22 protein-coding genes and 3 pseudogenes are annotated in these 25,746 nt (G+C 57.0%); 14 read left to right on the top strand and 11 right to left on the bottom strand.

Annotation, left to right across the window (positions count from 1 at the left end; genetic code table 11):
* Position 1 precedes the first annotated feature (1 nt).
* Positions 2 to 662 (bottom strand): annotated as a pseudogene (locus AC0L4F_RS00460) (Tim44/TimA family putative adaptor protein).
* Positions 663 to 771: 109 nt separating this feature from the next.
* Between AC0L4F_RS00460 and AC0L4F_RS00455 the strand changes: the two are divergent.
* Both AC0L4F_RS00455 and secB read left to right on the top strand, forming a co-directional pair.
* A complete protein-coding gene (locus AC0L4F_RS00455) occupies positions 772 to 1,260 on the top strand; it encodes an FxsA family protein (protein ID WP_244683992.1) in 489 nt (162 codons plus the stop codon).
* A gap of 52 nt (positions 1,261 to 1,312) precedes the next feature.
* Positions 1,313 to 1,807: a protein-export chaperone SecB gene (gene secB / locus AC0L4F_RS00450; protein ID WP_244683990.1), complete on the top strand. Its 495-nt coding sequence runs from the start codon at positions 1,313 to 1,315 to the stop codon at positions 1,805 to 1,807.
* A 4-nt stretch (positions 1,808 to 1,811) separates the two neighbouring features.
* Here secB and dnaQ read toward each other — a convergent pair whose 3' ends face one another.
* From dnaQ to AC0L4F_RS00430, 4 genes and pseudogenes are all read right to left on the bottom strand, one after another.
* Positions 1,812 to 2,501, bottom strand: coding sequence for a DNA polymerase III subunit epsilon (dnaQ, locus tag AC0L4F_RS00445; protein ID WP_244683978.1), 690 nt, complete (start codon positions 2,499 to 2,501; stop codon positions 1,812 to 1,814).
* On the bottom strand, positions 2,494 to 3,087 hold the full coding sequence (gene coaE / locus AC0L4F_RS00440; RefSeq protein WP_244683976.1) for a dephospho-CoA kinase: 594 nt from the start codon (positions 3,085 to 3,087) through the stop codon (positions 2,494 to 2,496). Before coaE ends, dnaQ begins: the two co-directional genes overlap by 8 nt.
* Positions 3,084 to 3,913 (bottom strand): annotated as a pseudogene (locus AC0L4F_RS00435) (shikimate dehydrogenase). Before AC0L4F_RS00435 ends, coaE begins: the two are co-directional and overlap by 4 nt.
* Positions 3,910 to 4,509, bottom strand: coding sequence for a Maf family protein (locus AC0L4F_RS00430; protein ID WP_244683973.1), 600 nt, complete (start codon positions 4,507 to 4,509; stop codon positions 3,910 to 3,912). Before AC0L4F_RS00430 ends, AC0L4F_RS00435 begins: the two are co-directional and overlap by 4 nt.
* Before the next feature lie 555 nt (positions 4,510 to 5,064).
* On the opposite strand from AC0L4F_RS00430, the gene rho reads away from it, so the two are divergent.
* The 6 genes and pseudogenes from rho (at position 5,065) to AC0L4F_RS00400 (ending at position 11,819) form a co-directional block, all read left to right on the top strand.
* Positions 5,065 to 6,336 carry a transcription termination factor Rho gene (rho, locus tag AC0L4F_RS00425; protein ID WP_244683971.1) on the top strand — a complete coding sequence of 424 codons (1,272 nt, stop codon included), beginning with the start codon at positions 5,065 to 5,067 and terminating at the stop codon, positions 6,334 to 6,336.
* Positions 6,337 to 6,349: 13 nt separating this feature from the next.
* Positions 6,350 to 7,635 (top strand): annotated as a pseudogene (mnmE, locus tag AC0L4F_RS00420) (tRNA uridine-5-carboxymethylaminomethyl(34) synthesis GTPase MnmE).
* Positions 7,636 to 7,646: 11 nt separating this feature from the next.
* Complete coding sequence (gene mnmG, locus AC0L4F_RS00415; protein ID WP_244683969.1) at positions 7,647 to 9,509, top strand: tRNA uridine-5-carboxymethylaminomethyl(34) synthesis enzyme MnmG; 1,863 nt, start codon at positions 7,647 to 7,649, stop codon at positions 9,507 to 9,509.
* A 79-nt stretch (positions 9,510 to 9,588) separates the two neighbouring features.
* Positions 9,589 to 10,110, top strand: a complete 522-nt coding sequence (locus tag AC0L4F_RS00410; protein WP_348524041.1) for an RsmG family class I SAM-dependent methyltransferase — start codon at positions 9,589 to 9,591, stop codon at positions 10,108 to 10,110.
* The gene (locus AC0L4F_RS00405) at positions 10,103 to 10,912 is read left to right on the top strand and encodes a ParA family protein (protein WP_244683967.1); all 810 of its coding nucleotides are present in this window, start codon (positions 10,103 to 10,105) and stop codon (positions 10,910 to 10,912) included. The genes AC0L4F_RS00410 and AC0L4F_RS00405 overlap by 8 nt, the downstream gene beginning before the upstream one ends.
* A gap of 13 nt (positions 10,913 to 10,925) precedes the next feature.
* Positions 10,926 to 11,819 (top strand): ParB/RepB/Spo0J family partition protein, encoded by an 894-nt coding sequence (locus AC0L4F_RS00400; RefSeq protein ID WP_244683965.1) that lies wholly within the window; start codon positions 10,926 to 10,928, stop codon positions 11,817 to 11,819.
* Positions 11,820 to 11,862: 43 nt separating this feature from the next.
* Here the strand turns inward: AC0L4F_RS00400 and hemW are convergent, their stop codons facing one another.
* The 3 genes from hemW to rph are packed head-to-tail and all read right to left on the bottom strand — an operon-like array spanning position 11,863 to position 14,337.
* Complete coding sequence (hemW, locus tag AC0L4F_RS00395; RefSeq protein ID WP_244683963.1) at positions 11,863 to 13,023, bottom strand: radical SAM family heme chaperone HemW; 1,161 nt, start codon at positions 13,021 to 13,023, stop codon at positions 11,863 to 11,865.
* Positions 13,016 to 13,627, bottom strand: a complete 612-nt coding sequence (gene rdgB / locus AC0L4F_RS00390; RefSeq protein ID WP_244683960.1) for an RdgB/HAM1 family non-canonical purine NTP pyrophosphatase — start codon at positions 13,625 to 13,627, stop codon at positions 13,016 to 13,018. Before rdgB ends, hemW begins: the two co-directional genes overlap by 8 nt.
* Positions 13,624 to 14,337: a ribonuclease PH gene (rph, locus tag AC0L4F_RS00385; RefSeq protein WP_244683949.1), complete on the bottom strand. Its 714-nt coding sequence runs from the start codon at positions 14,335 to 14,337 to the stop codon at positions 13,624 to 13,626. Before rph ends, rdgB begins: the two co-directional genes overlap by 4 nt.
* Before the next feature lie 117 nt (positions 14,338 to 14,454).
* Between rph and hrcA the strand changes: the two genes are divergently transcribed.
* Positions 14,455 to 15,519: a heat-inducible transcriptional repressor HrcA gene (gene hrcA, locus AC0L4F_RS00380; protein ID WP_244683947.1), complete on the top strand. Its 1,065-nt coding sequence runs from the start codon at positions 14,455 to 14,457 to the stop codon at positions 15,517 to 15,519.
* Positions 15,520 to 15,528: 9 nt separating this feature from the next.
* Positions 15,529 to 16,092 carry a nucleotide exchange factor GrpE gene (locus AC0L4F_RS00375; protein ID WP_244683944.1) on the top strand — a complete coding sequence of 188 codons (564 nt, stop codon included), beginning with the start codon at positions 15,529 to 15,531 and terminating at the stop codon, positions 16,090 to 16,092.
* A gap of 60 nt (positions 16,093 to 16,152) precedes the next feature.
* Here the strand turns inward: AC0L4F_RS00375 and mutS are convergent, their stop codons facing one another.
* Positions 16,153 to 18,804: a DNA mismatch repair protein MutS gene (gene mutS / locus AC0L4F_RS00370; protein WP_244683942.1), complete on the bottom strand. Its 2,652-nt coding sequence runs from the start codon at positions 18,802 to 18,804 to the stop codon at positions 16,153 to 16,155.
* 153 nt (positions 18,805 to 18,957) lie between these two features.
* On the opposite strand from mutS, the gene AC0L4F_RS00365 reads away from it, so the two are divergent.
* Both AC0L4F_RS00365 and AC0L4F_RS00360 read left to right on the top strand, forming a co-directional pair.
* On the top strand, positions 18,958 to 21,213 hold the full coding sequence (locus AC0L4F_RS00365; RefSeq protein WP_244683939.1) for an NADP-dependent malic enzyme: 2,256 nt from the start codon (positions 18,958 to 18,960) through the stop codon (positions 21,211 to 21,213).
* A gap of 8 nt (positions 21,214 to 21,221) precedes the next feature.
* Positions 21,222 to 22,091: a ribokinase gene (locus AC0L4F_RS00360; protein ID WP_244683937.1), complete on the top strand. Its 870-nt coding sequence runs from the start codon at positions 21,222 to 21,224 to the stop codon at positions 22,089 to 22,091.
* A gap of 57 nt (positions 22,092 to 22,148) precedes the next feature.
* On the opposite strand, the gene msrA is transcribed toward AC0L4F_RS00360, so the two are convergent.
* Positions 22,149 to 22,811 (bottom strand): peptide-methionine (S)-S-oxide reductase MsrA, encoded by a 663-nt coding sequence (gene msrA / locus AC0L4F_RS00355; RefSeq protein WP_244683935.1) that lies wholly within the window; start codon positions 22,809 to 22,811, stop codon positions 22,149 to 22,151.
* A 234-nt stretch (positions 22,812 to 23,045) separates the two neighbouring features.
* Here msrA and AC0L4F_RS00350 point away from each other — a divergent pair, with 234 nt between their 5' ends.
* Entirely contained in the window at positions 23,046 to 23,462 is a 417-nt protein-coding gene (locus AC0L4F_RS00350; RefSeq protein ID WP_473445804.1) for a DUF7282 domain-containing protein, read from the top strand.
* 104 nt (positions 23,463 to 23,566) lie between these two features.
* Here the strand turns inward: AC0L4F_RS00350 and AC0L4F_RS00345 are convergent, their stop codons facing one another.
* A complete protein-coding gene (locus AC0L4F_RS00345) occupies positions 23,567 to 24,787 on the bottom strand; it encodes an argininosuccinate synthase (RefSeq protein ID WP_244683922.1) in 1,221 nt (406 codons plus the stop codon).
* A gap of 222 nt (positions 24,788 to 25,009) precedes the next feature.
* Between AC0L4F_RS00345 and AC0L4F_RS00340 the strand changes: the two genes are divergently transcribed.
* Positions 25,010 to 25,696 (top strand): hypothetical protein, encoded by a 687-nt coding sequence (locus AC0L4F_RS00340; RefSeq protein WP_473446055.1) that lies wholly within the window; start codon positions 25,010 to 25,012, stop codon positions 25,694 to 25,696.
* Positions 25,697 to 25,746 lie beyond the last annotated feature (50 nt).

Below are 25,746 nucleotides of genomic sequence, written 5' to 3'. Positions count from 1 at the left end.
ATCACTCATCCGTGGCCACAAGCGCCCAATTCGGGTCATCGGAGCCCATATCGCGCGCAAAGGTCCAGATATCTTTTTGCTTTTTGACCTGGGTCGGGCTGCCTTCGATGATCTCACCGCTGCGGTCGCGCACAATCTGGGTCAATTCGCCGATGAACTTCATCGTGATCTCGGCCCGGTTTGTGGCTTCGTCCAATGTCGCGTTGTGCAGGGTCAATTCGCGCACGCCGACAAATTCGGCTTCGATGGTCAGACCCTGCTCTTCACGAGAACTCCACCACCTCGGCAAATGTTTCATACACATCTTCGGCCAGGAACGGCTTGATCTCTGCCAGATCACCGCGTTCAAAACCCATCAAGATCATTTCATAGGCACCGCGAGCGCCGCCCATGAATTCCGAAACGCTGAACCCCGGTTCAATCCGCTTCATCCGCGCCAGCGCATCAGCGGCGTCGCTGTCGGCGTCGACGTTATCAACGATATCGTGATCTGGCCCGCCTTCGATGACCTCGAACTCGCGGCGCGAATCCTTGGGCTCGGCCCCGCGTGGCACTGGCGGCTTCTCAAAACCGTCACGTGTGCCGAGCACGGATTTCAGCCGCAGAATTAGAAAAACAGCAATCCCAGCAAGGACTAAGAGCTGGAGCAGGGGCGAATTCATCTGGACCTTAATCATTGGCGCACTTTGAAAGCGGTTGGTGTTGCACTTATGTAAGCGCTAGGTGGGGTCAAGTCCACCACACCATCGGTAACCTTCGGGATAACAACAAATGTATCTTCTACTGGCCTTCCTTATCGTCCCCATCATCGAGATTGCGCTTTTCATCCAGGTCGGTGGCGCAATTGGCCTGTGGCCGACATTGGCAATTGTGGTGATCACCGCGATCCTTGGCACGATGCTGGTCAAACAACAGGGACGTCAGGCGCTGGCCGGTTTGCAACGCTCGTTTTCTGAACTCCAGGATCCAACCAAACCACTGGCGGACGGGGCGATGATCCTGATCTCTGGGGCATTGCTGCTGACACCGGGATTTTTCACCGATGCGGTTGGGTTTGCCCTGTTGATGCCGCCGGTGCGCCAGGCGGTCTATGAATTTGCCCGCACGCGGATCAAAGTCCAGAAATTCCAGATGGGGCAGGGGCAACCGCATGATCCCCGCCAACACCGGCCCCAGGACACCGTGATTGACGCCGAATATTCCGAAGTCCCGCCAGAAAAGGACGACAAAGCCGGCCCATCAGGATGGAGCAACCATTGAGGATAGGACACGGGGCTGGTAAAGCACCAAAAACTTCCTGCGGAGAGGACATATGGCGGAAATCGAAAATGGCGCGGCGGAACAAGCTGCACCGGTCAAAATGAACGTTCTGGCACAATATGTGCGCGATCTATCGTTCGAAAACATCCTGTCGCAAAAAGGCGCCACCGGAGAAGTCCAGCCTGACGTTCAGGTTCAGGTCAATCTGGATGCCAAGAAGCGCCAGCAGCCGAACCAATACGAAGTTGTGTTGAAGCTGAAAATCACCTCGAAAGCCAAAGAAGGTGACGCGGTTCTGTTCCTGTTGGAAATGGATTACGCTGGCGTTTTCAATATCGAAAACGTGCCAGAAGAACAGCTGCATCCGTTCCTGTTGATCGAATGCCCGCGGATGATTTTCCCATTCGCACGCCGCATCGTCAGCGATGTGACCCGCGATGGTGGCTTCCCGCCGCTTAACCTGGAAAACATTGATTTTATTGCACTTTATCGCAATGAAATCGCGCGCCGGGCTGCGGAACAGGCCAAGGTCACACCCGACGCATAAGCCGTCAGGCTTTTTTCCATAAAGCATCATCGCCCATGGCGTCGACAAATTCGGCATGGGCGGCCAATTCGGCCTCTGTCAGACGCGGGGGTAGGGGATTGGCCCGCGGTTTGGGTTTCCAAACACCGCCCTGGCTGGCAACATTGGTTTTCTCGACATTGGCAAGGACAAGCCCCGGCTGTCGGCCACCAATAAGTTCCAGATAGACTTCGGCCAGAATTTCACTGTCGAGAAGCGCGCCGTGCAAGGTCCGTGCGGAATTGTCGATATTGAACCGACGACACAGCGCATCCAGCGACGCCGGCGAGCCGGGAAATTTCTTGCGCGCCATGGCGACCGTGTCCAGCGACCTCTCCATTGGGATCTTTGGCATGTTAAGCCAGCCAAGTTCCGCATTGAGGAATTTCATGTCAAAGGACGCATTGTGGATCACGAGGATCGAATCCTCGGCCACGAAATCAAGAAAATCCTGCGCAATCGCCTTGAACAACGGTTTGTCAGCCAGAAATTCGTCACCCAAACCATGCACTTCGAAGGCTTCTTTTGGCATGGACCGCTGGGGGTTGATGTATTGATGATAGGTGCGGCCGGTCGGCATGTGGTTCAGCAATTCCACCGCGCCGATTTCCACAATCCGATCGCCACTTTCGGGTTCAAACCCGGTGGTTTCCGTATCCAGAACGATCTCACGCATCTGCAAATCCCGATCTTATCTGTTGCACCACATCTTTGACCTGTGTCCGCGCATGTTCAAGCGTATCGGTCTCGATCTGAAAAGTGGCCCGCGCCAATTTTTCGTCAATCGGCATCTGCTTCGCGAGAATTTGCTCAAACTGAGCGGCGGTCATTGTCCCACGCGCCATGACGCGGCTGCGCTGGACCTCTGGGGTCACAAACACGCAGGCCACGGCGTCCATCATCGCCTCGCCGCCGGTTTCGAACAACAATGGAATATCAAACACCAGAATGTCCGCATCTGGATCGCGGGCAAAATTGCCCCGGTCCTGGGCAACCAGCGGATGCACTATTTCTTCCAGCTGATGCAAGGCATCTGGATCGGCGGCGATGATGTCCTTCAATCTTGCCCGAGAGACAGCGCCATCCTGGATTGCCGCCGGCCAGACCTTGGCGATTGGTGCCACCGCGGCACCGCCGACATCATACAATTGATGAACCGCCGCATCCGCATCCCAAACACGACAACCCAGTTCCGCAAACATGGCGGCCGTGGTGGATTTTCCCATGCCAATTGACCCGGTCAGGCCGAGCCGGAAGGTCATGACAGGACAGCCGCCCGCAAGGCGTCATCAACGTCGGGGCGATGCCCAAACCAGCGTTCGAATCCCGGCACCGCCTGATGCAAGAGCATTCCCAAACCATCAACGGTGTGACAGCCGCGCTGCGCGGCTTCTTCCAGAAGATGGGTGCGCAGCGGGTTATAGACCAGATCCGTGACCAAGGTGCCCGGGCGCAGCCCATCCAAGGGCACGCGCATGTCTGGCTGCCCGGTCATACCCAAGGCCGTGGTATTGACCACCAGCGCAGCCTCTTCGAGGTAATTGCCAACCTGAACCCATTCAACCACTTGAATTCGCTTGCCAAAATCATGTTGCAGTTGCTCTGCCTTGATCTTTGTCCGATTGGACAAAAGTATCCTGGGCACGCCGGCATCAATCAATGACGACACCACCGCGCGACTGGCACCGCCGCGCCAAACACCACCGCGGGCCCATCTGTCGCCGCCCATTGCGGCGCATGTTGGCGAAGGTTTTCGATAAACCCGTATCCGTCGGTGTTGTCGGCCATGATCTTGCCATCACGCCGAAAGATCAGCGTATTGGCCGCACCGATAATTGTGGCGCGATCTGTGATCTGATCGGCGATCTCCAGCACCTTGATCTTGTGCGGGATGGTGATGTTGACCCCGACAAACCCCATCTTTGGCAATGCCCGCAACACAGAGTCCAGGTTCGCCGATGCGACATCCATCGGGATATAATGCCCGCGAATGCCATACCGCCGCAGCCAATGGCCATGCAGCACCGGTGATTTTGATTGTGTGATCGGATGTCCGATCACCCCGGCCAGGGGCACATTTTCAATCATGTTGCAATGTCTCCTCGAATCGCGAGCCAATTCAACAGGGGCAGAAGCGGAAGGCCAAGTACAGAGAAGTAATCTCCGCTGATTGATGTAAACAAGCGGCTGCCTTCTTCTTCCAATTTATAGGCGCCAACGCTGGATTGGATGCTGTCCCAGTTGCGGTCGACATAGTCGTCCACATAAGTATCCGACAGGTCGCGCATCTGCAGGGTCACAACCCCGACATGTCGCCAGACCGGTTTGCCGTCTTCCACCGCGACGCAGGCAGACAGAAGCTTGTGCCGTTGACCCCGCATTAGATGCAATTTCCGGACCGCATCCTGTGGCGAACTTGGTTTCGACAGCAGGCTGCCGTTCAGGTCCAGCACCTGATCACAACCAAGCACAAGCGCATCGGGCCGTTTACCAGCGGCCTTGGTTGCTTTCATCTCTGCCAGCAGATCGGCGATATCCCGTGGGCTGGCATCTTCGGCCAACATCCCGGCCTTTACCAATTCTTCATCAATCCGTGATGGCATCGTTTCAACCTGCACATGTGCCCGCCGCAGCAAATCTGCGCGAACTTCGGAGGCAGATGCCAAAACAAGCGGTTTTTTCATGTGGATAAATCCGTGGATAAGCGGCGGAACGAATTAAGGAATACCGAAGCGAAACTTAAAGGTCGAGACCGGATACATCCACAGACCGCGTATCTCGTGGCCTTGTCACAAAAGTTTTAACAACGGGAAAAGCATAAACCCGCAGCAGGGGGGATATCATCCATCCTGATTTCACCCCCGGAGATACACACAGGCCGGAACAGGCCAAATCCCTGGTCAACGGGCTGAAAACAATTGAAATTTCCAAAGACTGATTGCCGAGGTCCAAATCTTTCCCCCAAGCACCTGTCAGGTTTCGCACAGTGTTGATAAGTCTAGGGATCACAAGATAATCCACAAGAAACCGCGACACTAACCTTCATCATCCTTTCTTTTCTTTTCTTTATTTTAATAAGAACCCACACGAACGACAGGCCGCCGAAGAAAATCGGTAACGGCAAAGATTGACTTTGGTCGCCAGTCTCTTTACCTAAGGCCTACGCTACCGTCCGGTTGGCGCATTTCCCATTCAGAACTTGCCAGAACGCCAAGAAGCGGCGCAGGCGCGGATATTTCATGACAGAAGAACACCTGAACCTTGCTGACCTGAAGGCCAAGAGCCCCAAGGACCTCCTTTCCATGGCAGAGGAGCTGGAGATCGAGAATGCCTCGACCATGCGCAAGGGTGAGATCATGTTCCAAATCCTGCGTGAACGCGCGGATGAGGGATGGAAAGTCTCTGGTGATGGTGTTCTGGAGGTGTTGCAGGACGGGTTTGGATTTCTGAGATCCCCCGAAGCGAATTACCTTCCGGGTCCTGATGACATCTATGTATCGCCGACGATGATCCGCAAGTTCTCCTTGCGCACCGGGGATACGATTGAAGGGGAAATCAGCGCGCCGGACGACAGCGAACGCTATTTTGCCTTGATCAATGTGACAGCGATCAATTTCCAGGATCCTGAACGCGCCAAGCACAAGATTGCTTTTGATAACCTGACGCCGCTTTACCCCGATGAACGGTTCAAGATGGAAATCGAAGATCCGACCATCAAGGACCGCTCGGCACGGGTGATCGACCTGGTTGCGCCGATTGGCAAGGGCCAGCGGGCCTTGATCGTCGCGCCGCCGCGGACCGGTAAAACCGTGTTGCTCCAGAATATTGCGCATTCGATCGAATCCAATCACCCGGAATGCTATCTGATCGTTTTGCTGATTGATGAACGTCCCGAAGAAGTGACGGACATGCAGCGGTCGGTCAAAGGCGAGGTCATTTCGTCGACCTTTGATGAACCTGCGGCGCGTCACGTTGCAGTGTCGGAGATGGTGATCGAGAAAGCCAAACGTCTGGTTGAACATAAACGCGACGTGGTGATCCTGCTCGATTCCATCACGCGGCTCGGCCGGGCGTTCAACACGGTGGTGCCGTCCTCCGGCAAGGTTCTGACCGGTGGTGTCGACGCCAACGCCCTGCAGCGTCCGAAACGGTTTTTTGGTGCGGCGCGTAACATCGAAGAGGGTGGTTCGCTTACCATTATCTCAACTGCACTGATCGACACCGGCAGCCGGATGGATAAGGTGATCTTTGAGGAATTCAAAGGGACCGGCAACTGTGAGATTGTCTTGGATCGCAAGGTTGCAGACAAACGCGTGTTCCCGGCGATCGATATTCTGAAATCCGGAACGCGGAAAGAAGATCTGTTGATCGAAAAGCTGGATCTGCAAAAGACATTTGTGTTGCGGCGCATCCTGAACCCGATGGGGACAACAGATGCGGTGGAATTCCTGCTGTCGAAATTGAAGCAGACCAAAACGAATTCGGAATTCTTCGATTCGATGAACACCTGAGCCGGGGGCGGCAATGGACACCATATTTGCCCTGGCATCGGCCCAGGGAAAGGCCGGCGTGTCGGTCATTCGGATTTCCGGCCCGCAGGCATTTGCCGCGGGCCGATTGCTTTGCGGGGATCTGCCAGAGCCGCGTCGCGCTGGCCTGCGGATCCTGACCGATCGGGCAGGGCGCCGCATTGATCAGGCGCTGGTTTTGTGTTTCTCCAACGGCGCGAGCTTTACTGGGGAAGAGAGTGTTGAGCTGCAAGTTCATGGCTCTGTTGCGGTGGTGCGCAAGATTCTGGCAGAGCTGACGGCAATGTCCGGTCTTCGGTTGGCGCAAGCCGCGAATTTACCCGCCGTGCATTTGACAATGAATGTATGGATCTGGCCCAGACCGAAGGCTTGGTAGATTTGATTGATGCCGAGACCGAGGCGCAGAGACGTCAGGCGTTGCGCGTGCTGTCCGGTGATCTTGGGCGATTGGTTGCGAAATGGCGCAATGATTTGGTCCGGGCCGCGGCGCTGTTAGAGGCGGTCATTGATTTTGCCGATGAAGAAGTGCCGGTTGATGTCACGCCAGAGGTCGCGTCGCTGTTGGATGGTGTTGAAGAGGATATTGCACGGCAGGTTGCGGGGGTTGCAGTATCAGAACGGATTCGATCCGGATTCGAAGTCGCAATTGTTGGAAAACCCAACGTCGGAAAATCGACGCTGCTCAATGCCCTGGCGGGTCGTGAAGCGGCGATCACATCGGAAATTGCTGGCACAACGCGGGATGTGATTGAAGTTCGCATGGATTTGAATGGCCTTCCGGTGACCTTGCTTGATACTGCGGGTCTGCGTGAGACCGAAGATCAGATTGAGGCAATGGGCGTTGCGCGGGCGCGCGAAAGGGCGCTGGCGGCAGATCTGCGCATGATACTTTTGCTTCCAGGAGATACCCCGGATATAGAAGTCTTGCCGGGTGATCTTGTGGTGACTGCGAAGGCCGATCTTCATCAAGTAGACGGATTGTCGGTTTCCGCGAAATCTGGTGTAGGAATCGACCATCTTGTGTCTCGCATAACGGATGTGTTGACGGATCGAAGTGCAAATGCGGGTTTGGCGACGCATATGCGGCACCGTGACGAAATGGAACGCGCGCTGGCGGGACTTAAGATTGCGAAAGATTGGGTTCAAAAAGGACCGGATGGATATGATATAGCTGCAGAAGAGTTACGCATCGCGATTCGTGCGTTAGAGGGGTTGCTCGGGCGGGTCGACGTCGAGGACCTGCTTGATGAAATATTCTCTCGGTTCTGTGTCGGAAAATAGGAGTGTTTCACGTGAAACATTTTGACGTCATCGTGGTGGGTGGTGGACATGCTGGTTGTGATGCCGCGCATGCTTCGGCGCGGATGGGGGCCAAGACCGCTCTTGTTACGCTGAAAATCGACGGGATAGGGGTTCTTTCCTGTAATCCCGCTGTTGGCGGGTTGGGTAAAGGCCATTTGGTTCGCGAAGTTGATGCGCTGGACGGCGTCATCGGCCGCGTTGCCGACCGTGCCGGTATTCAGTTTCGATTGCTCAATCGGCGTAAAGGCCCCGCTGTTCAAGGCCCCAGAGCGCAGGTAGATCGTGCGGTTTATCGTCAAGAGATGTTGAAGGAAATGCAGTCTCTTCCCGGTCTTACGATTGTCGAGGGTGAGGTTGCCGATCTGCGCATGACTGGAACGACCGTCAATGGCGTCGTTCTCTCGGATGGATCTGAGCTGAGTGCGACTGCCGTGGTTTTGACCACCGGCACGTTTTTGCACGGATTGATCCATATCGGGGATGTGTCTTATTCCGGCGGACGAATGGGCGATAATGCTTCGAACGCGCTGGCGGATCGTTTGTACGCAATGGACCTGCCGATCGGCCGCTTGAAAACAGGTACACCGCCGAGATTGAATTCCGAGACCATCAATTGGGATCTATTGGAAAATCAGCCGGGCGATAGAACCCTGTGTTGTTTTCCTTTCTGTCCACCGGGCCGACATTGGCACAGCTTCCCTGTGGGATTACCCATACGAATGAAGCCACCCACGAGATTATTCGCAAGAATTCTTGATCGCTCAGCGATGTACGGTGGTCATATTGATGGCGTCGGCCCGCGGTATTGTCCGTCGATTGAGGATAAGGTCGTACGCTTTGCCGACAAAGCCAGTCACCAAATTTTTCTGGAACCTGAGGGACTTAACACCAACGCGGTCTATCCAAATGGGATTTCCACTAGCCTTCCAGAAGAAGTTCAACACGACTATGTCCGGTCAATCCGTGGGCTGGAGAATGTGGAAATTCTTCAACCCGGGTATGCAATCGAATATGATTACGTCGACCCACGCGCGCTGAACTCGCAACTTGCACTAAAGGGGTTGAGCGGCTTCTTTTTGGCTGGTCAAATCAATGGCACCACGGGCTATGAAGAAGCTGCGGCCCAGGGTCTGGTTGCCGGATTGAACGCGGCGACGCATGCTCTGAAAAAAGATCCCGTTCTGTTTAGCCGTTCGGAAAGTTACATTGGTGTGATGGTCGATGACCTGATCAGCAGAGGCGTGTCCGAGCCCTATCGGATGTTCACCTCTCGGGCTGAGTTCCGTCTTTCTCTCAGAGCTGACAATGCAGATCAGCGACTGACGCCGCGTGGCATCTCAATAGGTTGCGTGGGTGACGCGCGGAAAGCGGTGTATAGTGAAAAGGCAGAAAAACTCGAGACCGGACTGGATATGCTACAGTCCAATACCTTCACGCCGCGCGATGTTGCGGGTGTTGGAATTGTTGTTGCCAATGACGGTGTTCGCCGCAGCGCCTATCAACTTCTATCCTTTCCCAACGTGACCGTTGCTGAACTTGGCCCATTGGTTCCCGGATTGAACGATCTCGATCCGGAAATTGTTGATCAGTTGGCTCGCGATGCTCTCTACTCAAACTATGTGGATCGGCAGAACCGTGATGTTGAGGCGCTCAAACGTGACGAGAAACTGACAATCCCGGCGGATTTTTCCTATGACCTGGTGCAGGGGCTGTCGAACGAATTGAAGTCAAAGCTGAACACAGCCCGGCCAGAGAATATCCTTCAAGCGTCTCGGGTAGAGGGTATGACGCCGGCGGCGCTGACATTGATCCTTTCGTGGTTGCGAAAACTTTCACAGCGGCGCAGTGCATGATTAACCCAACACCTGAGTCTCTCAATGTTTCACGTGAAACATTTGATCGATTGGAAATATTCGTGGCATTGCTTCGCAAGTGGTCACCGCGCATAAACCTTGTGTCCAAGTCAACGATGGATCAAGTCTGGGAGCGTCATATTGCAATTTAATCCAGGTTGTTGAGGCAGCTGGAGCTACGGGTGAAAAATGGGTTGATCTTGGTTCGGGCGGTGGCCTGCCTGGATTGGTGATTGCGTTGTCTAATCCAGATCTAACGGTCACAATGGTCGAGTCCGATTTACGTAAATCGACCTTCCTGCGAACTGTCCTTCGCGAAACCGGATGTAAGGCAGAGGTTATTGCCGAGAGAATAGAGGCGATTACGCCCCAGAACGCAGACGTAATTTCCGCCCGAGCACTTGCGCCGCTGGCCAAGTTGCTTGATTTCGCCAGTCTACACCTCAACCCCGATGGATTCGCGCTCTTTCCAAAGGGCGTGACCTGGAAAAAAGAGCTGAAAGAGGCAGAGAGCATGTTTTCATTTCAGCACGAGATAATTAAAAGTCGTACCCAAGAAGGCGCCGTCATTCTTCGAATAGGAGAGATTTCCCGTGTCTGATCCGATCCGGCCCGCTGGTCCAAAGATCATCGCTGTCGCTAATCAAAAAGGTGGAGTTGGTAAAACCACGACCACAATCAACCTCGGCGCGGCTTTGGCCGAGCAGGGGTTCAATGTTCTGATTGTCGATCTCGACCCTCAGGGCAACGCATCTACCGGAATGGGGGTGGTGCCGAAGGATCGGGACCTTACAACCTATGAATTGTTGCTGGAAGATGTCGATCTTGCAGAGGCAATCAAGACCACGGCTGTCAAAAACCTCGCGATCATACCGGCAACTGTGGACCTCTCATCGGCAGATATCGAACTGATCTCAAACGAAAAACGCAGTTTTCTGTTGCATGATTCCTTGCGGCAAACGGCCATTGATCAATTCAAATTCGACTTCGTCTTGATAGATTGCCCACCTTCGCTGAACCTTTTGACAGTGAACGCCATGGTGGCTGCACATTCCATTCTTGTTCCACTTCAAAGCGAATTTTTTGCCTTGGAGGGGCTCTCGCAATTGATGTTGACCATTCGGGAAGTGCGCCAAACCGCAAACCCCGCACTCCGGATCGAGGGCGTGGTGCTGACCATGTACGATTCCCGCAACAATCTTTCGCAACAGGTCGAAACGGACGCGCGGGATAATCTTGGTGATTTGGTGTTCCAAACCCTGATTCCCAGAAATGTTCGGGTTAGCGAAGCACCGTCCTATTCCATTCCCGTGTTGGAATATGATAGTGGTTCCAAAGGCGCGATGGCATATCGCGCTTTGGCGCAAGAACTCGTCGGCAAGAACGCACGACGCGCAGCATAATCGGGGGCGATCTATGAATTCAGGAAAAGAGAAGCGCCGCGGCCTGGGTCGCGGTCTTTCCGCGTTGATGGCGGACGTTGAACCTACTGAAAACGCGGAAACACCTCGGCGCGCGGATCGTCACATTCCGGTTGAACAGATCTTCCCAAATCCTGAACAGCCACGGCGGCAATTTTTGCCGGATGCGCTGCAGGAATTGGCGAATTCCATTGCGACCAAGGGTGTCATCCAGCCGCTGATCGTGCGGCCAAAAGGCGAGGATCAGTTCGAAATCGTTGCGGGGGAACGCCGCTGGCGCGCCGCCCAAATGGCGCAACTGCATGAAGTTCCGGTTATTGTTCGCGAGTTTACTGACACAGAAGTGTTGGAAGTTGCGATCATTGAAAACATCCAACGTGCGGATCTGAACCCCGTGGAAGAGGCGATGGGCTATCGCCAATTGATGGATAGGTTTGGTCATACCCAAGAAAAATTGGCCAGTGCGCTCGGCAAAAGCCGCAGCCACATTGCCAACCTACTTCGCCTTTTGAATCTGCCCGGTGACGTGCTTGACATGTTGCGCGCCGGGGATCTTTCGGCCGGACACGCCCGGGCGCTTGTTCCCTGCGAAGATCCGATTGGCATGGCGCGTCGGATCGTATCACAGGGCCTTTCTGTCCGTGATACGGAAAAAGCTGTCAAATCGCCCAAGCCAGAGGCCCCCTCGAAAAGTGAGTTCGGTGGAGCTGCATCATCAGGCGGCGGAAAAGACGCCGACACGCGCGCACTTGAGGGCGATCTATCTGCGCATCTGGGGCTTCGAGTGAGTGTAGAGCACAAAGCAGGGACCGAAGGCGGCAAGCTCGTACTGAACTATAGTTCGCTGGAGCAACTTGATGACATTTGTCGATTGCTCGCCGGATCGTGAAATCGACGGCGAAGCAATATTCTGCCAACAATAGGACGTTTGATCAGCTGAAATCTCTGATCAACTCGCCGATTACCGCATTGAGTACCGGACGTCCGGCGGCGGTGACGGCAATTTGGCGATCCTGATGGGTCAAAACCCCAAGTGAGACGAGAGATTGCAATCTGTCGGATGGGATGGATAGGCCGGTGCGACGCTCCAGCCTGTCCAAATCAAGTGGTTCAATAGTACGAAGCCCCATCATCAGGTATTCCAACCCAATATCTTGAAGTGATAGGGGATCACGCTGCTCTGCGTCGTTTTCCTTGACGGCGTGGAGCCAGGCACCGGGGTTGCGCCGGGCCTCTGTGGCCCACCGTTGCCCTTGCAGCGTCAGCCGCCCGTGTGCGCCCGGCCCGATACCGGCGTAATCTCCGCCCCGCCAATAGATCAAATTATGTCGGGATTCCTGACCGCTGCGCGCATGATTTGACACCTCATAGGCCGGCAATCCCGCGGCGGAACACATCTCCTGTGTCACCTCATACATATCAGCGGCGATGTCGTCTTGCGGCAGACCCCGCAGTTTTCCGGCGCGAAATCGGTCCCCAAATGCGGTGCCGTCTTCGATTGTCAATTGATAGAGCGACAGATGACTTGCGCCCATGTCCAAAGCACGTTGCAGCTCAGCCCGCCAATCATCAATGCTTTGGTCCTGACGGGCGTAGATCAGATCGAAACTCATCCGGTCAAACGTCGTTTGCGCAATTTCAATTGCCGCTTCGGCCTGGCCGAGATCATGCAACCTGCCGAGGCGTTTCAAATCCGGATCATTCAACGCCTGAACCCCAAGCGACACGCGGTTGACACCGGCGTCGCGAAAGCCGGCAAACCGCGCTGCTTCAACGGAACTTGGGTTGGCCTCAAGGGTGATTTCAACGTCATTCGCCAGGGTCCAGCGCGCAGCGATACGTTCCAAAATGGCGCCGACGGTGCTGACCTGCATCAACGACGGTGTCCCACCGCCAAAATAAACCGACCGCAAGACCCGGTCCGGGGTCTCTGCGGCAATTCGGTCGATTTCTATCAAATAGGCTGCGGTCCAGGTCTCATGATCAATTCGGCGGGTGACATGGCTGTTAAAATCGCAATAGGGGCATTTCGCCTCGCAAAACGGCCAATGAAGATAAAGCCCAAATCCGCCGAGTTGCCAATCTTCAGTCAAAGCATCCTGCCACAAGTTTTTTAAATGCGTCGCCGCGATGGCTTATCCGGTTTTTTTCCCAACGATCCATTTCACTACAGGTGATGTCATAGCCGTCCGGCATGAAAATCGGATCATAGCCATGGCCCAGCGCGCCGCGCATCGGCCAGACAACCTGGCCCGCCATCACGCCGGGGAAAACCTCGTCGTGGCCATCTGGCCAAGCCAGCACCAAGGTGCAGCAAAACCGGGCCAGACGGGGGTGCGGGGCATTGCGCGCTTCCAGCGCGTCATGACTGCGCTGCATTGCCATGACAAAATCGCGCCCATTTGGGGTCTCCGCCCAATCGGCGGTATAGACACCGGGCGCATTGTCCAGCGCCTCGATCTCGATACCACTGTCATCCGCCAGCGCAGGCAGGCCCGTGGCCTGCGCTGCTGCATGTGCTTTGATCCGGGCATTGCCGACGAAGGTATCTTCGGTTTCGTCCGGTTCCGCCAGCCCCAGCTCGGCGGCGCCAACAACCTCGATCCCATAGGGCTTCAGCAGGTCCTGAATTTCTTCCAGCTTGCCCTTGTTGTGGGTGGCAATAACCAGCTTCTTGTCGGCAAATTTCCGGGTCATGCCACCGCCGCTCTTTGCAGTTCGGCCAATTCGGTCACGCCTTTTTCGGCCAGGTCCAGAAGTTCGTTCATCTGAGCGCGGGAATATGTCGATCCCTCGGCCGACATTTGCACTTCGATCAATTGTTTGCTGGCCAGCATTATGAAATTGCCGTCGACGCCGGCTTCGCTGTCTTCGGGATAATCGAGGTCCAGCACCGGCTGACCGGCATAAATACCGCAGCTGACAGCGGCAACCGGGTCGACCAATGGGTCCGATATAACATCGCCGACCTTCATCAGCTTGTTCACCGCCAGTTTCAAGGCCACCCAACCACCGGTAATTGCGGCACAGCGCGTCCCGCCATCGGCCTGAATGACGTCGCAATCGACGGTAATCTGACGTTCGCCAAGGGCCACGCGATCGACACCGGCCCGCAGGGAGCGACCGATAAGTCGCTGAATTTCAACAGTTCTTCCGCCCTGTTTCCCCATCGAGGCCTCGCGGCGCATCCGTGTGTTGGTGGCGCGGGGCAGCATGCCATATTCGGCAGTGACCCAGCCAAGACCCGAACCCTTGATAAAGGGCGGCACGCGGTCTTCGATCGTGGCGGTGCACAACACATGGGTGTCACCAACTTTGATCAGGCAAGAGCCCTCGGCATGTTTGGTCACACCGGTTTCGATTGAAACGGCGCGCATTTCGCTTAAATTCCGTCCAGAGGGTCGCATGATCTTGTCCTTGTTGGTTTCAATGTTGGGATACGGGGGGTAGGCATGTTTCGCAACCCTGTCGTGATCCGGTGAAAAACCGGGGAAAGCGCCGGAATAGGAAAGGTAGCGAACCAGATGAGCGATGGTTCCAGACTTCTGGAAGAAATGAATGACCGCTCGCGCGAAGTGTTTCGTCGCGTTGTCGAAGGTTATCTGAGCAATGGCGAGCCTGTCGGCTCTCGCACGTTGACCCGCAGCATGTCGGAAAAGGTCAGCGCCGCGACAGTGCGCAATGTGATGCAGGATCTGGAATACCTTGGTCTGCTCGACAGCCCGCATATCTCGGCCGGGCGCATCCCGACGCAACAGGGGTTGCGGATGTTTGTCGATGGCCTGCTAGAGGTTGATGACCTCGCGGTTGAGGATCGTGCGGCGATTGATTCCACCCTTGGCGACAATGGGCGGGATGTGTCGAACCTGTTGGATCGGGTTGGATCGGCCTTGTCGGGGGTGACGCATGGCGCGTCGTTGGTGCTGACCCCGAAACACGAAGCGCCCATTCGCCACATCGAATTTGTCTCGCTGGCCCAGGATCGCGCGTTGGTGGTTCTGGTCTTTGCGGATGGACATGTGGAAAATCGCATCTTCACGCCACCGCCGGGCCAGACCCCCAGCTCGATGCGCGAAGCCGCGAATTTTCTGAATTCCCTGATTGGGGGCCGCACGCTCAGCGAATTGCGCACGCAGTTTACCCGCGAAATTGCCAACCGCCGGCAAGAAATCGACCAACTCAGCCACGATCTGGTGGAAAGCGGCCTTGCCGTCTGGTCGGAAGAGGCCGCTGATTCGGCGCGTCTTTTGGTTCGGGGGCGGTCGAATCTTCTGGGGGATCAGGATGAAGAGGCCGACCTGGATCGCATCCGGGTGCTGTTTGACGACCTGGAACGCAAACGTGACATTGCGGAATTTCTGGAACTGACCGAAACCGGCGAAGGTGTGCGCATTTTTATCGGCTCCGAGAACAAACTTTTCTCACTTTCGGGTTCCTCTTTGGTGGTCTCTCCATATATGAACGCGGATCGAAAGATCATCGGTGCGGTCGGTGTGATTGGCCCCACGCGGCTGAACTACGGGCGCATCGTTCCGATCGTGGATTACACGGCACAGCTGGTTGGAAAATTGATTTCCGACCGAAGTTAGAGGTGAAGAATGGCAGAGCCGGAAAAGGACGATTTCCTCGATGATATCGACGAAGCCGAGGCCGAGGAATTGGCGGATGAGTTTGAGGAATTGGAGCCGGAAGCGATAGAGTTGGATTCGCTGCGCGCGGAACGTGATGCGCTTCAGGACAAATTCATGCGGGCTTTGGCGGATGCCGAAAACTCGCGCAAGCGGGCGCAAAAGGAACGTCATGATGCCGAACGCTATGGCGGTTCGCGCTTGGCGCGGGATTTGCTGCCGGTGTACGACAACCTGAAGCGTGCTGTTGAATCCGCGCCGCAGGAGCAAAAGGAACTTGCCGCTGCCCTGATCGAAGGTGTCGAATTGACGATGCGGGAAATGGTTTCTGTGCTGAAAAAACACGGGATCGAACCCATTGCACCCAAGGTTGGTGACAAATTCGATCCGCAGCACCACGAGGCGATGTTCGAAGCGCCGGTGCCCGGCACCAAAGCGGGCGAGATCATTCAGGTCTCTGCTGACGGTTTCATCATGCACGACCGGCTGTTGCGCCCGGCGCAGGTGGGTGTGTCGTCAAACACCGGCGGCTAAGGTCAAATGTGCGGGGCGGTTGCCGCGCACATTTTCCTGCCTGGTTCTATTTGACCGCCCTCACTGGACGGTCAGTGCCTTCAAGTCATAGATCAATTGCAAGGCTTCGCGTGGCGAAAGCTCGTCTGGATGAATTTCATCCAGTCGGGCTTTGATCGGTGATGTCTCTGCTGCGGGCGCGGGCGCTGGCGCGGCGGCAACTGCAGAAAACAACGGCAGATCGTCGATTACGGCCTTTTGCTTGCCGCCCTCACGCTCGCCTTTTTCCAACGCATCCAGGATTTCCCGCGCACGGCTGACCACCACTGGCGGCAGCCCTGCCAATTGCGCGACCTGCACACCATAGCTGCGATCCGCCGCGCCCTTTTTGACCTCATGCAGGAAAATCACCTCGTTTTCCCAATCCTTGACGGCAACGGTGGCGTTTTCCACACCATCCATGCGCCCGGCCAGTGACGTCATTTCGTGGTAATGCGTGGCAAACAATCCGCGACAGCGGTTCATGTCATGCAGATGTTCCAGCGTCGCCCAGGCAATCGACAACCCGTCATAGGTCGCTGTGCCCCGGCCGATTTCATCCAGGATCACCAGCGCGCGGTCGTCCGCCTGATTGAGGATCGCAGCAGTTTCGACCATTTCGACCATAAAGGTTGATCGGCCCCGCGCCAGATCATCCGACGCGCCGACCCGGCTGAACAATTGGCTGACCAATCCGATGTGCGCCACCTCTGCCGGGACAAAAGACCCCATTTGCGCCAGGACCGCGATCAGGGCGTTCTGGCGCAGAAAGGTCGATTTACCCGCCATGTTCGGCCCGGTCAGCAACCAGATGGCCGCCGCGCTGTCGCCATCGCTCAGGTCACAATCATTGGCGACAAAGGCATCACCGGATTTTCGCAATGCCGCTTCGACCACCGGATGGCGTCCCCGTTCCACGTGAAACATCCGCGAGGAATCGACGGTTGGTTTGGTCCAATCCTGTTGCACGGCCAGTTCTGCCAAGGCGGTGCTGACATCCAGCTCGCTCAGGGCACGTGCCAAATCGCCAAGGGGCCCGGCCGCGTCGAGCACGCTTTGCCGCAGATCCGCAAACAGCCGTTTTTCGATCTCTAGCGCGCGATTGCCGGCGTTCAGGATCCGGGTTTCCAGCTCGGACAGTTCAACGGTGGTGAAACGCACCTGATTGGCCGTGGTCTGGCGGTGGATGTAACGTTCCGACAGTGGTGCCGACAGCATCTTTTCTGCATGGGTGGCCGTGGTTTCGATGAAATAACCCAACACGTTGTTATGCTTGATTTTCAGCGAATTGATGCCGGTGTCGGCAATATAATCCTGCTGCATCCGTGCAATCACACTGCGGCCTTCGTCGCGCAGCGTGCGCGCCTCGTCCAGTTCTTGGTGATAGCCGGCTGCGATGAACCCACCATCACGCGCCAAAAGCGGCGGTTCCGCCACCAATGCCTGATCCAACAGGTCGTGAAGCGCGTCATACCCCGACAGGCGCGCCACGGCATCCTGCAACCGGGCCGGCAAGTCGGCGTCTTGCTGATCCGCACCGATCCTCGCGGCCTGTTCCAACGCATTGCGCATTGCGGTCAGATCGCGGGGGCCACCCCGGTCCAGCGCCAATCGTGACAGGGCGCGGTCAATGTCCGGCACCTTGCGCAGCGCATCCCGCAGCGCGGATCGAAACCCGGTGTTTTCCGTGGCAAAGCCTACAGCCTCCAATCGTGCTGAAATTTCAGCCATATCGCGGGACGGGCTGGACAATCGCCGTTCCAGCAACCGCCCGCCGCCAGCCGTCACCGACAGATCAATGGTCGCCAACAAAGATCCAGCACGCCCGCCGGACAAGGCCGAGGTCAACTCCAGATTGCGCCGGGTGGCGGCGTCGATCTGCATGACACCGCCGCTGGATTCCTTTTGTGGCCGGCGCAGCAGCGGCAATTTGCCTTTCTGGGTGATTTTCAGATAATCGACCAAGGCCCCCATGGCCGACAGTTCGGCACGCTCGAAATGGCCAAAGGCCTCAAGCGAGGCGACGCCAAACACTTCTGTGATCCGGTCGGCGGCCAAAGCGGAATCAAACGATCCTCGGCCCAATGTGGTCAGCGCCGCGCCGGCATCGGTCACCACATCCGCGATGTCGCGTTCATGGGCTTCGGCCACCAGCACCTCAGAGGGTGACAGACGCGCCAATTCCGGGCCGAACCGGACCTGTGGCAAGCTCATCACGTGAAACGCCCCGGTGGATATGTCGACCCAGGCCAGGGCGGCCTCGTCACGGACCAGGGCACAAGCGGCCAGGAAGTTATGTCGCCGCGCCTCCAGCAGGGTCTCTTCGGTCAAGGTGCCCGGCGTGACCAGCCGCACGACATCGCGTTTCACCACGGATTTCGATCCGCGTTTCTTGGCCTCGGCGGGGTTTTCCATCTGTTCACAGACCGCGACGCGAAACCCCTTGCGGATCAGCGTCAGCAAATAGCCCTCGGCGGCATGCACCGGCACGCCGCACATCGGAATATCCACGCCGTCATGTTTGCCACGTTTGGTCAACGCAATGTCCAGCGCCTCTGCTGCGGCGCGGGCGTCGTCAAAGAACATTTCGTAAAAATCACCCATCCGGTAAAACAGAAGTGAATCCGTATGATTGGATTTCAGCTCCAGATACTGTGCCATCATTGGCGTGACGGTTGATTTTTCGCGGCTCATAAAGTCCCCCAGGGTTTCGGCGGACCATACAAAGCCCGCATTGTCACGAAAAGCCGAAAGCACCATCGGCCAGACACTGCAACAGCTGTCCTTGGCAGCGGGTCAGCGCTTCGGTAAGAGCAATAGGACCATATGGAACGGGAGGCCCATCAAATGCCAAAAGCCAAGATCACACGGGAAGAAGCACTGGCCTTCCACCTGGAGCCGACACCGGGCAAATTCGAAATTTCGGCCACGGTGCCGATGACCACCCAGCGGGATCTGTCGCTGGCCTATTCCCCCGGTGTGGCCGTCCCCTGCGAAGAAATCGCTGCCAATCCGGAAACCGCGTATGATTACACCAACAAGGGCAACCTTGTGGCGGTGATTTCCAACGGTACGGCGGTTCTGGGCCTTGGCAATCTTGGCGCGCTGGGATCAAAACCGGTGATGGAGGGCAAGGCGGTGCTGTTCAAACGCTTTGCCGACGTCAATTCCATCGACATCGAACTGGATACCGAAGACCCGGACGCCTTTTGCAATGCGGTGCGTCTGATGGGGCCGACGTTCGGCGGCATCAACCTTGAGGACATCAAGGCGCCCGAATGTTTCATCATCGAACAGCGCCTGAAAGAAGAGATGGACATCCCGGTGTTCCACGATGATCAGCACGGCACAGCGGTGATCTGTGCGGCCGGGTTGATCAATGCGCTGCATCTGTCGGGCAAGAGGATCGAAGATTGCCGCATCGTGTTGAATGGGGCCGGCGCGGCGGGGATTGCCTGTCTGGAGCTGGTGAAATCCATGGGCGCGCAGCAGGACAACTGCATCATGTGCGACACCAAGGGCGTGATCTATCAGGGCCGTACCGAAGGTATGAACCAGTGGAAATCGGCCCATGCCGCCAATACCGATCTGCGCACTCTGGAAGAAGCGATGAAAGGGGCGGATGTGTTCCTTGGGGTGTCGGCCAAGGGCGCGGTGACCCAGGACATGGTCACCAGCATGGCCGACAATCCGGTGATTTTTGCCATGGCAAACCCCGATCCCGAAATCACCCCGGAAGAAGCGCATGAGGTTCGCCCCGATGCCATCGTCGCCACCGGGCGCAGCGATTACCCCAATCAGGTCAACAACGTTCTGGGGTTCCCGTATCTGTTCCGTGGGGCGCTGGACGTGCATGCCCGCGCGATCAACGACGAAATGAAAATCGCCTGTGCCGAGGCGCTGGCCGAACTCGCCCGCGAAGATGTGCCCGACGAAGTGGCGCTGGCCTATGGCAAAAACCTGACCTTCGGGCGGGATTACATCATTCCGACGCCGTTTGACCCACGGCTGATCCACCGTATTCCGCCCGCCGTGGCCAAGGCCGGGATGGACACCGGCGCTGCGCGGCGGCCGATTGTCGATATGGAGGCTTATGAACAAAGCCTGAAATCCCGGCTTGATCCGACCGCGTCCATCCTGCGCGGCATCAATACCCGTGCGCGGGCCAATCAGGCGCGGATGATCTTTGCCGAAGGTGATGATCCCCGCGTGTTGCGCGCGGCGGTGATGTATCAACGCAATGGTCTGGGCAAAGCTCTGGTGGTGGGGCGCGAAGACGACGTGCGCATGAAGCTTGAAGCCGCCGGTCTGGGCGATGCGGCCCGCGAGCTGGAAATCATCAATGCGGCGAATTCCCGTTACCTCGATACCTACAAGGATTTTCTCTATCAGCGCCTGCAACGCAAGGGCCATGACATGAAGGACATTCACCGGCTCGCCGCGCGCGACCGGCATGTCTTTGCCGCGCTGATGTTGGCGCATGGTCATGGGGACGGGCTTATCACCGGGGCGACCCGCAAATCGGCGCATGTGCTGGAGCGGATGAATTATGTCTTTGATGCCGATGCCGAACATGGCGCGGTGGGTGTCACGGCGTTGCTGCACAAGGGGCGGATTGTTCTGATCAGCGATACATTGGTGCAGGAATGGCCGGACGAGGAAGATCTGGCCACCATCGCCGAACGCAGCGCCGATGTGGCCCGCGATCTGGGGTTGGAACCGCGCGTTGCCTTTGTCAGCTTTTCAACCTTTGGCTATCCGGTGTCGGAACGCGCCACCAAAATGCATGTCGCGTCCCAGGTTCTGGACCGGCGCGGGGTGAATTTCGAATACGAAGGCGAAATGACCGTCGATGTGGCGCTGAACACCAATGCGCAAAAAGCCTATCCGTTTTCGCGTCTGACCGGACCTGCCAATATCCTGGTCGTGCCGGCACGGCATTCGGCCAGCATTTCGGTCAAATTGCTTCAGGAAATGGCAGGCGCAACGGTGATCGGGCCAATTTTGGCGGGGGTCGATAATTCTATCCAGATATGTTCGAGCAATTCGACCGCAAATGACATTCTCAACATGGCGGTGTTGGCAGCCTGCAAAGTGGGCTAGGGCGCGCGATGATTTACAATCTTGGGTCAATCAACGCCGATCTGTTTTATCAGCTGCCGCATCTTCCGGGGCCGGGGGAAACCTTGGCCTCGACCGGGTTTCATCGCGGGCTTGGTGGCAAAGGGGCCAATATGTCGGTGGCGGCGGCCCGTGCGGCGGCCCATGTCGCCCATATTGGCGCGGTGGGTGAGGATGGCAAATGGGCGGTTGCCCGGCTTATGGAATACGGCGTTGATACCCGTCATATCGCCAGCAGTGAGGCCGCCACCGGCCATGCGGTGATCTATGTGGATGGTGCGGGCGAAAACCAGATTGTGTTGTTTGGCGGTGCCAATCTGGGTCTGGGGCAGGGGCATGTGACCGCCGCGCTGGGCGACGCGGGGCCAACCGATACCCTGATGTTCCAGAACGAGACCAATCTGCAAAGCTATGCTGCCGGCCTGGCCCGCCAAAAAGGAATGCGCGTGGTCTATGCCGCCGCGCCATTTGATGCCGCCGCCGTGGCCGAGGTGTTGGAACGTATCGACCTGTTGGTGTTGAACGAGGTAGAGGCCGCGCAGCTGACGCAAGCCATGGGATGCGCGATCACCGCTCTGGATGTGGCGGATATTGTCATCACCCTGGGTGGTGATGGGTGCCGTCATATTTCCAGCGGCGCCGGGATCGACCGGCATTTCCCCGGCATCAAGGTCGAGGTGGTCGATACCACCGGGGCCGGCGATACGTTTACCGGTTATCTTGTGGCGGGTCTGGATGCCGGCATGTCGATGGAGGCGTCGATCGAACGCGCCCAGCGGGCTGGCGCGTTGATGGTGACACGCCAGGGCACGGCGGATGTGATCCCGGATCTGAAGGATCTGGCCGGGTTCCAGCGCTGATTTTGCGTTGAAACCCGGGTTTGGGGTGCGCGTCAGCGAACGGCGCGCAGCCCGGCGTCAGCTTCCAGCAAATGGCGCAGCATCACCCCAGAGGGCCCGCACCTTGGCATCACGACCACAGGCCGCGCGATACTTCTTGTACGCCTTGGCACGGGTGACATAGCCGAACCGGGTTAATGTGCTCTCGGTCGATTTATAGTAGTTCTGGTGAAAGTCTTCGGCGGGATAGAATGCCGATGTGTTCAGCACGGGTGTCACAATTTTCCGGCCCAATTCTGCCTGGGCTGCGGTCTTGGCCTCGTTGGCCAGTGTTTTTTCCTGCGCCCCATTGGCGAAAATCGCCGTGCGGTAAGAGTCACCTCTGTCACAGAACTGGCCGCCCGCGTCCGTCGGATCAACAGAACGGAAAAACAGCGACAGCAGCTGCCTGCGGCTGACCACATCGGCGTCGAACATGATCTGAACCGCCTCGTAATGGCCAGAGCCACCGCGCGTCACATCCTTGTAGCTTGGGTTCGCCTTGGTCCCGCCGGTGTAGCCGCTGACAACCTCTGTCACGCCTTTGACCTTTTCAAAATCGGCTTCGACGCACCAGAAACAGCCGCCAGCCACGGTCAGCACCTGTTTGTCTGCCGCTTGGGCTTGTTGTGATTGGGCGCATAGCCCGACGATGATCAGCGCCGCCAACAGCGCAGGTTTAAAAATGTCAAAACGGGTCATGATCGGTCCTCCTGATGTCAGCCTTGTCCGGGACGGCGCCGTCGGACAAGCCCTGACATCAAACGTCACACAGAGGTGAGCCGAGTTTACCGACCACGGCGACCGCGGGGGGCGAAAATTCGCGGTGTGAGAAAAAAACTTTTCCTGAAATGAAACTTTTTCGGAAACCGCTGCGTATCTCCCTCAGATGGCGGGGATGCTCCGCTGTAACCAAAGACCGAAGGAGACTATCAAATGACACGTTTCGCCATTGCAACCGTCGCCGCAGCCCTGACCGCCACGGCCGTTTTCGCGGGTGGGCACGGTATGGCCCCCGCTGTCGAAGCCGTCGATCAGGATGTATCGAACGGCGTTGTAAGTGCCTCCAAAATCACTGCGGGTGAAAATGGCTGGCTGGTTGTGCACCGCACCGATGCAGAGATGAAGCCCGGCCCGGTCGTGGCCTATGCCCCGATCCGCAAAGGTGAAACCACCGACGTGGCCGCGATCCTGCAAGAAGAGGTCGCATCCGGGGACATGTTGATGCTGATGATCCACGCCGAAGCGGGCGGGATGAAAACCGGTGTGTTCGAATACACCCTTGGCGCAACCGAAGATGGCCCGATCAAACCCGACGGCAAGCTGGTGATGACAACCATCACCGCCCAGTAACCGCCGGATCTATGTCTTAACGAGTTCGATTTTATGCGTCACCAATTGCCCGGCAAAACCCTCAGCCGCCGGGCAGTTGGCTTAACGAGTGGTGCGCGGGGCTGTCAGCCCTTCAGCCGACGGTTCCGCGCTGCCAACAGTTTCAGCCGCAGGGCATTCAATTGGATGAAGCCGGCTGCGTCTTTCTGATCATATGCGCCCGCGTCATCTTCGAAGGTCACATGCGCCTCTGAATAGAGCGAATGATCGGACCAGCGGGCCACGGTGCGCGCCATGCCCTTGAACAGCATCAGTTTGACCGTGCCGGTGACATGTTCCTGGCTTTTGTCGATCAGCGCCTGCAACATGTCGCGTTCCGGGCTGAACCAGAAACCGTTGTAGATCAGTTCCGCATAGCGCGGCATGATCGAATCTTTCAGATGGCCTGCGCCGCTGTCCAATGTGATCTGTTCGATGCCGCGATGCGCCTCAAGCAGGATGGTGCCGCCGGGCGTTTCATAGATGCCGCGCGATTTCATGCCGACAAAGCGGTTTTCGACGAAATCCAGACGCCCAATGCCATGACGGCGGCCATATTCATTCAATTCGGTCAGGATGGTTGCCGGGCTTTTTGCCACGCCATTGATCGCAACCGCGTCACCCTTTTCGAAGGTCACTTCGATGTATTCAGGCGCATCCGGTCCGCCAATCGGGTCTTCGGTGCGCTGATAGACGTACTCTGGTGCCAGTTCTGCCGGATCTTCCAGCACCTTGCCCTCGGACGAGGTGTGCAGAAGGTTGGCATCAACCGAAAACGGCGCTTCGCCGCGTTTGTCCTTGGCGACCGGGATTTGATGCGCTTCGGCGAATTCCAGCAATCTGGTGCGCGACGACAGATCCCATTCCCGCCACGGCGCGATCACCTTGATATCGGGGTTCAGCGCATAACAGGCCAGTTCGAACCGCACCTGATCATTGCCCTTGCCGGTCGCGCCATGCGCCACCGCATCGGCGCCGGTTTCTTCGGCAATCTCGACCAGACGTTTGGAAATCAACGGGCGCGCGATCGAGGTGCCCAGCAGATACAGCCCCTCATATACCGCATTGGCGCGGAACATCGGGAAGACGAAGTCGCGTACAAACTCTTCGCGCAGATCTTCGACATAGATGCCGGCCGCGCCCATCATCTCGGCTTTTTTGCGGGCCGGTTCCAATTCCTCGCCCTGGCCCAGATCGGCGGTGAAGGTCACCACCTCACAGCCATATTCCGTTTGCAGCCATTTCAGAATGATCGAGGTATCAAGGCCGCCGGAATAGGCCAGGACAACTTTCTTGGGCGCGGACATGTGCGATTTCCTTTTTGAATGACGGCACGCTGGAACAACGGCGGGAATAACAGCAGTATTAGCGGCGGGCGATAGCGGTTTTTGCGTCTCGGGGCAAGGTGGTGGCGTTGACCTTGGTCGCGGCAACGCCCACCATGCCGCCAAACAGTTGTTTCAGGAGTTCGCGATGAAAGCCCTTTCGATGTTCACCCATTCTGTGCGGCTGGTGGTGCAGAATTGGATGTGGCGTTGCGGATCTCGCTGGTGCTTTATGCGGTTCAGGTCGTGTCCCAGATCTATAGCCACAATGCCAGCAGCGGCGAGATGGTCACAGATTTATTTGGTGTTCAGGTGCCGCTGATTTCGCCTGCCGAGGGGTTCATGATGCTGATCCTGAGTTTGGCCGCCACATGCGCCAGCCTGTGGATCGCGGTGGCGTGGCATCGCTATGTCCTGTTGGGGGAAACGCCGGACGGTTGGTTGCCGAAATGGCCGGGCAGCGCGATTTTGGGCTATCTGTGGCGGTCGATCCTTTTGGGGCTGACCGTGGGTGCGGCGATCGTCCCGGTGATCATTGTGTTTGGCTTTCTTCTGGCGCCGATCCTGATGATCGCGGCGGCGGTGGGGGTCGGATCTTATGTGTTTTTCCGCCTGTCGCCGATCCTTCCGGCCATTGCTTTGGGTGACAATATGACCTTTCGCGATGCTTGGCGTGTCACTGCCGAACATGCCAGCACCGTCTTCGGGCTGGCGGGGTTGATGATCCTCATGTCGCTGGTGTTGCAGATCCCGACCCTGGTCAGCGGCGATCCGTCATCCTTGATCAGCCTGATTTACAGCATCGTCGTCAGCTGGTTCGCCACAATGATCGGGATTTCGCTTTTGACCACGGTGTTTGGTCATTGCGTCGAGGGGCGCGGCATAGATTAAGCCCGCTTGTGCCCCATTTTCGTCGCGAAATTCCGGTATTTTCAGCATGA

Source organism: Marinovum sp. J2-8, from assembly GCF_055808435.1.
This window is presented reverse-complemented; position numbering and strand designations above follow the sequence as displayed.

What these genes read in the sequence shown, in the direction of transcription:
- AC0L4F_RS00455 (WP_244683992.1), top strand. Translation starts at nt 772, where the DNA reads ATGTATCTTCTACTGGCCTTCCTTATCGTCCCCATCATCGAGATTGCG.
- secB (WP_244683990.1), top strand. Translation starts at nt 1,313, where the DNA reads ATGGCGGAAATCGAAAATGGCGCGGCGGAACAAGCTGCACCGGTCAAA.
- dnaQ (WP_244683978.1), bottom strand. Translation starts at nt 2,501, where the DNA reads ATGCGTGAGATCGTTCTGGATACGGAAACCACCGGGTTTGAACCCGAA.
- coaE (WP_244683976.1), bottom strand. Translation starts at nt 3,087, where the DNA reads ATGACCTTCCGGCTCGGCCTGACCGGGTCAATTGGCATGGGAAAATCC.
- AC0L4F_RS00430 (WP_244683973.1), bottom strand. Translation starts at nt 4,509, where the DNA reads ATGAAAAAACCGCTTGTTTTGGCATCTGCCTCCGAAGTTCGCGCAGAT.
- rho (WP_244683971.1), top strand. Translation starts at nt 5,065, where the DNA reads ATGACAGAAGAACACCTGAACCTTGCTGACCTGAAGGCCAAGAGCCCC.
- AC0L4F_RS00400 (WP_244683965.1), top strand. Translation starts at nt 10,926, where the DNA reads ATGAATTCAGGAAAAGAGAAGCGCCGCGGCCTGGGTCGCGGTCTTTCC.
- rdgB (WP_244683960.1), bottom strand. Translation starts at nt 13,627, where the DNA reads ATGACCCGGAAATTTGCCGACAAGAAGCTGGTTATTGCCACCCACAAC.
- rph (WP_244683949.1), bottom strand. Translation starts at nt 14,337, where the DNA reads ATGCGACCCTCTGGACGGAATTTAAGCGAAATGCGCGCCGTTTCAATC.
- hrcA (WP_244683947.1), top strand. Translation starts at nt 14,455, where the DNA reads ATGAGCGATGGTTCCAGACTTCTGGAAGAAATGAATGACCGCTCGCGC.
- AC0L4F_RS00375 (WP_244683944.1), top strand. Translation starts at nt 15,529, where the DNA reads ATGGCAGAGCCGGAAAAGGACGATTTCCTCGATGATATCGACGAAGCC.
- mutS (WP_244683942.1), bottom strand. Translation starts at nt 18,804, where the DNA reads ATGAGCCGCGAAAAATCAACCGTCACGCCAATGATGGCACAGTATCTG.
- AC0L4F_RS00365 (WP_244683939.1), top strand. Translation starts at nt 18,958, where the DNA reads ATGCCAAAAGCCAAGATCACACGGGAAGAAGCACTGGCCTTCCACCTG.
- AC0L4F_RS00360 (WP_244683937.1), top strand. Translation starts at nt 21,222, where the DNA reads ATGATTTACAATCTTGGGTCAATCAACGCCGATCTGTTTTATCAGCTG.
- msrA (WP_244683935.1), bottom strand. Translation starts at nt 22,811, where the DNA reads ATGACCCGTTTTGACATTTTTAAACCTGCGCTGTTGGCGGCGCTGATC.
- AC0L4F_RS00350 (WP_473445804.1), top strand. Translation starts at nt 23,046, where the DNA reads ATGACACGTTTCGCCATTGCAACCGTCGCCGCAGCCCTGACCGCCACG.
- AC0L4F_RS00345 (WP_244683922.1), bottom strand. Translation starts at nt 24,787, where the DNA reads ATGTCCGCGCCCAAGAAAGTTGTCCTGGCCTATTCCGGCGGCCTTGAT.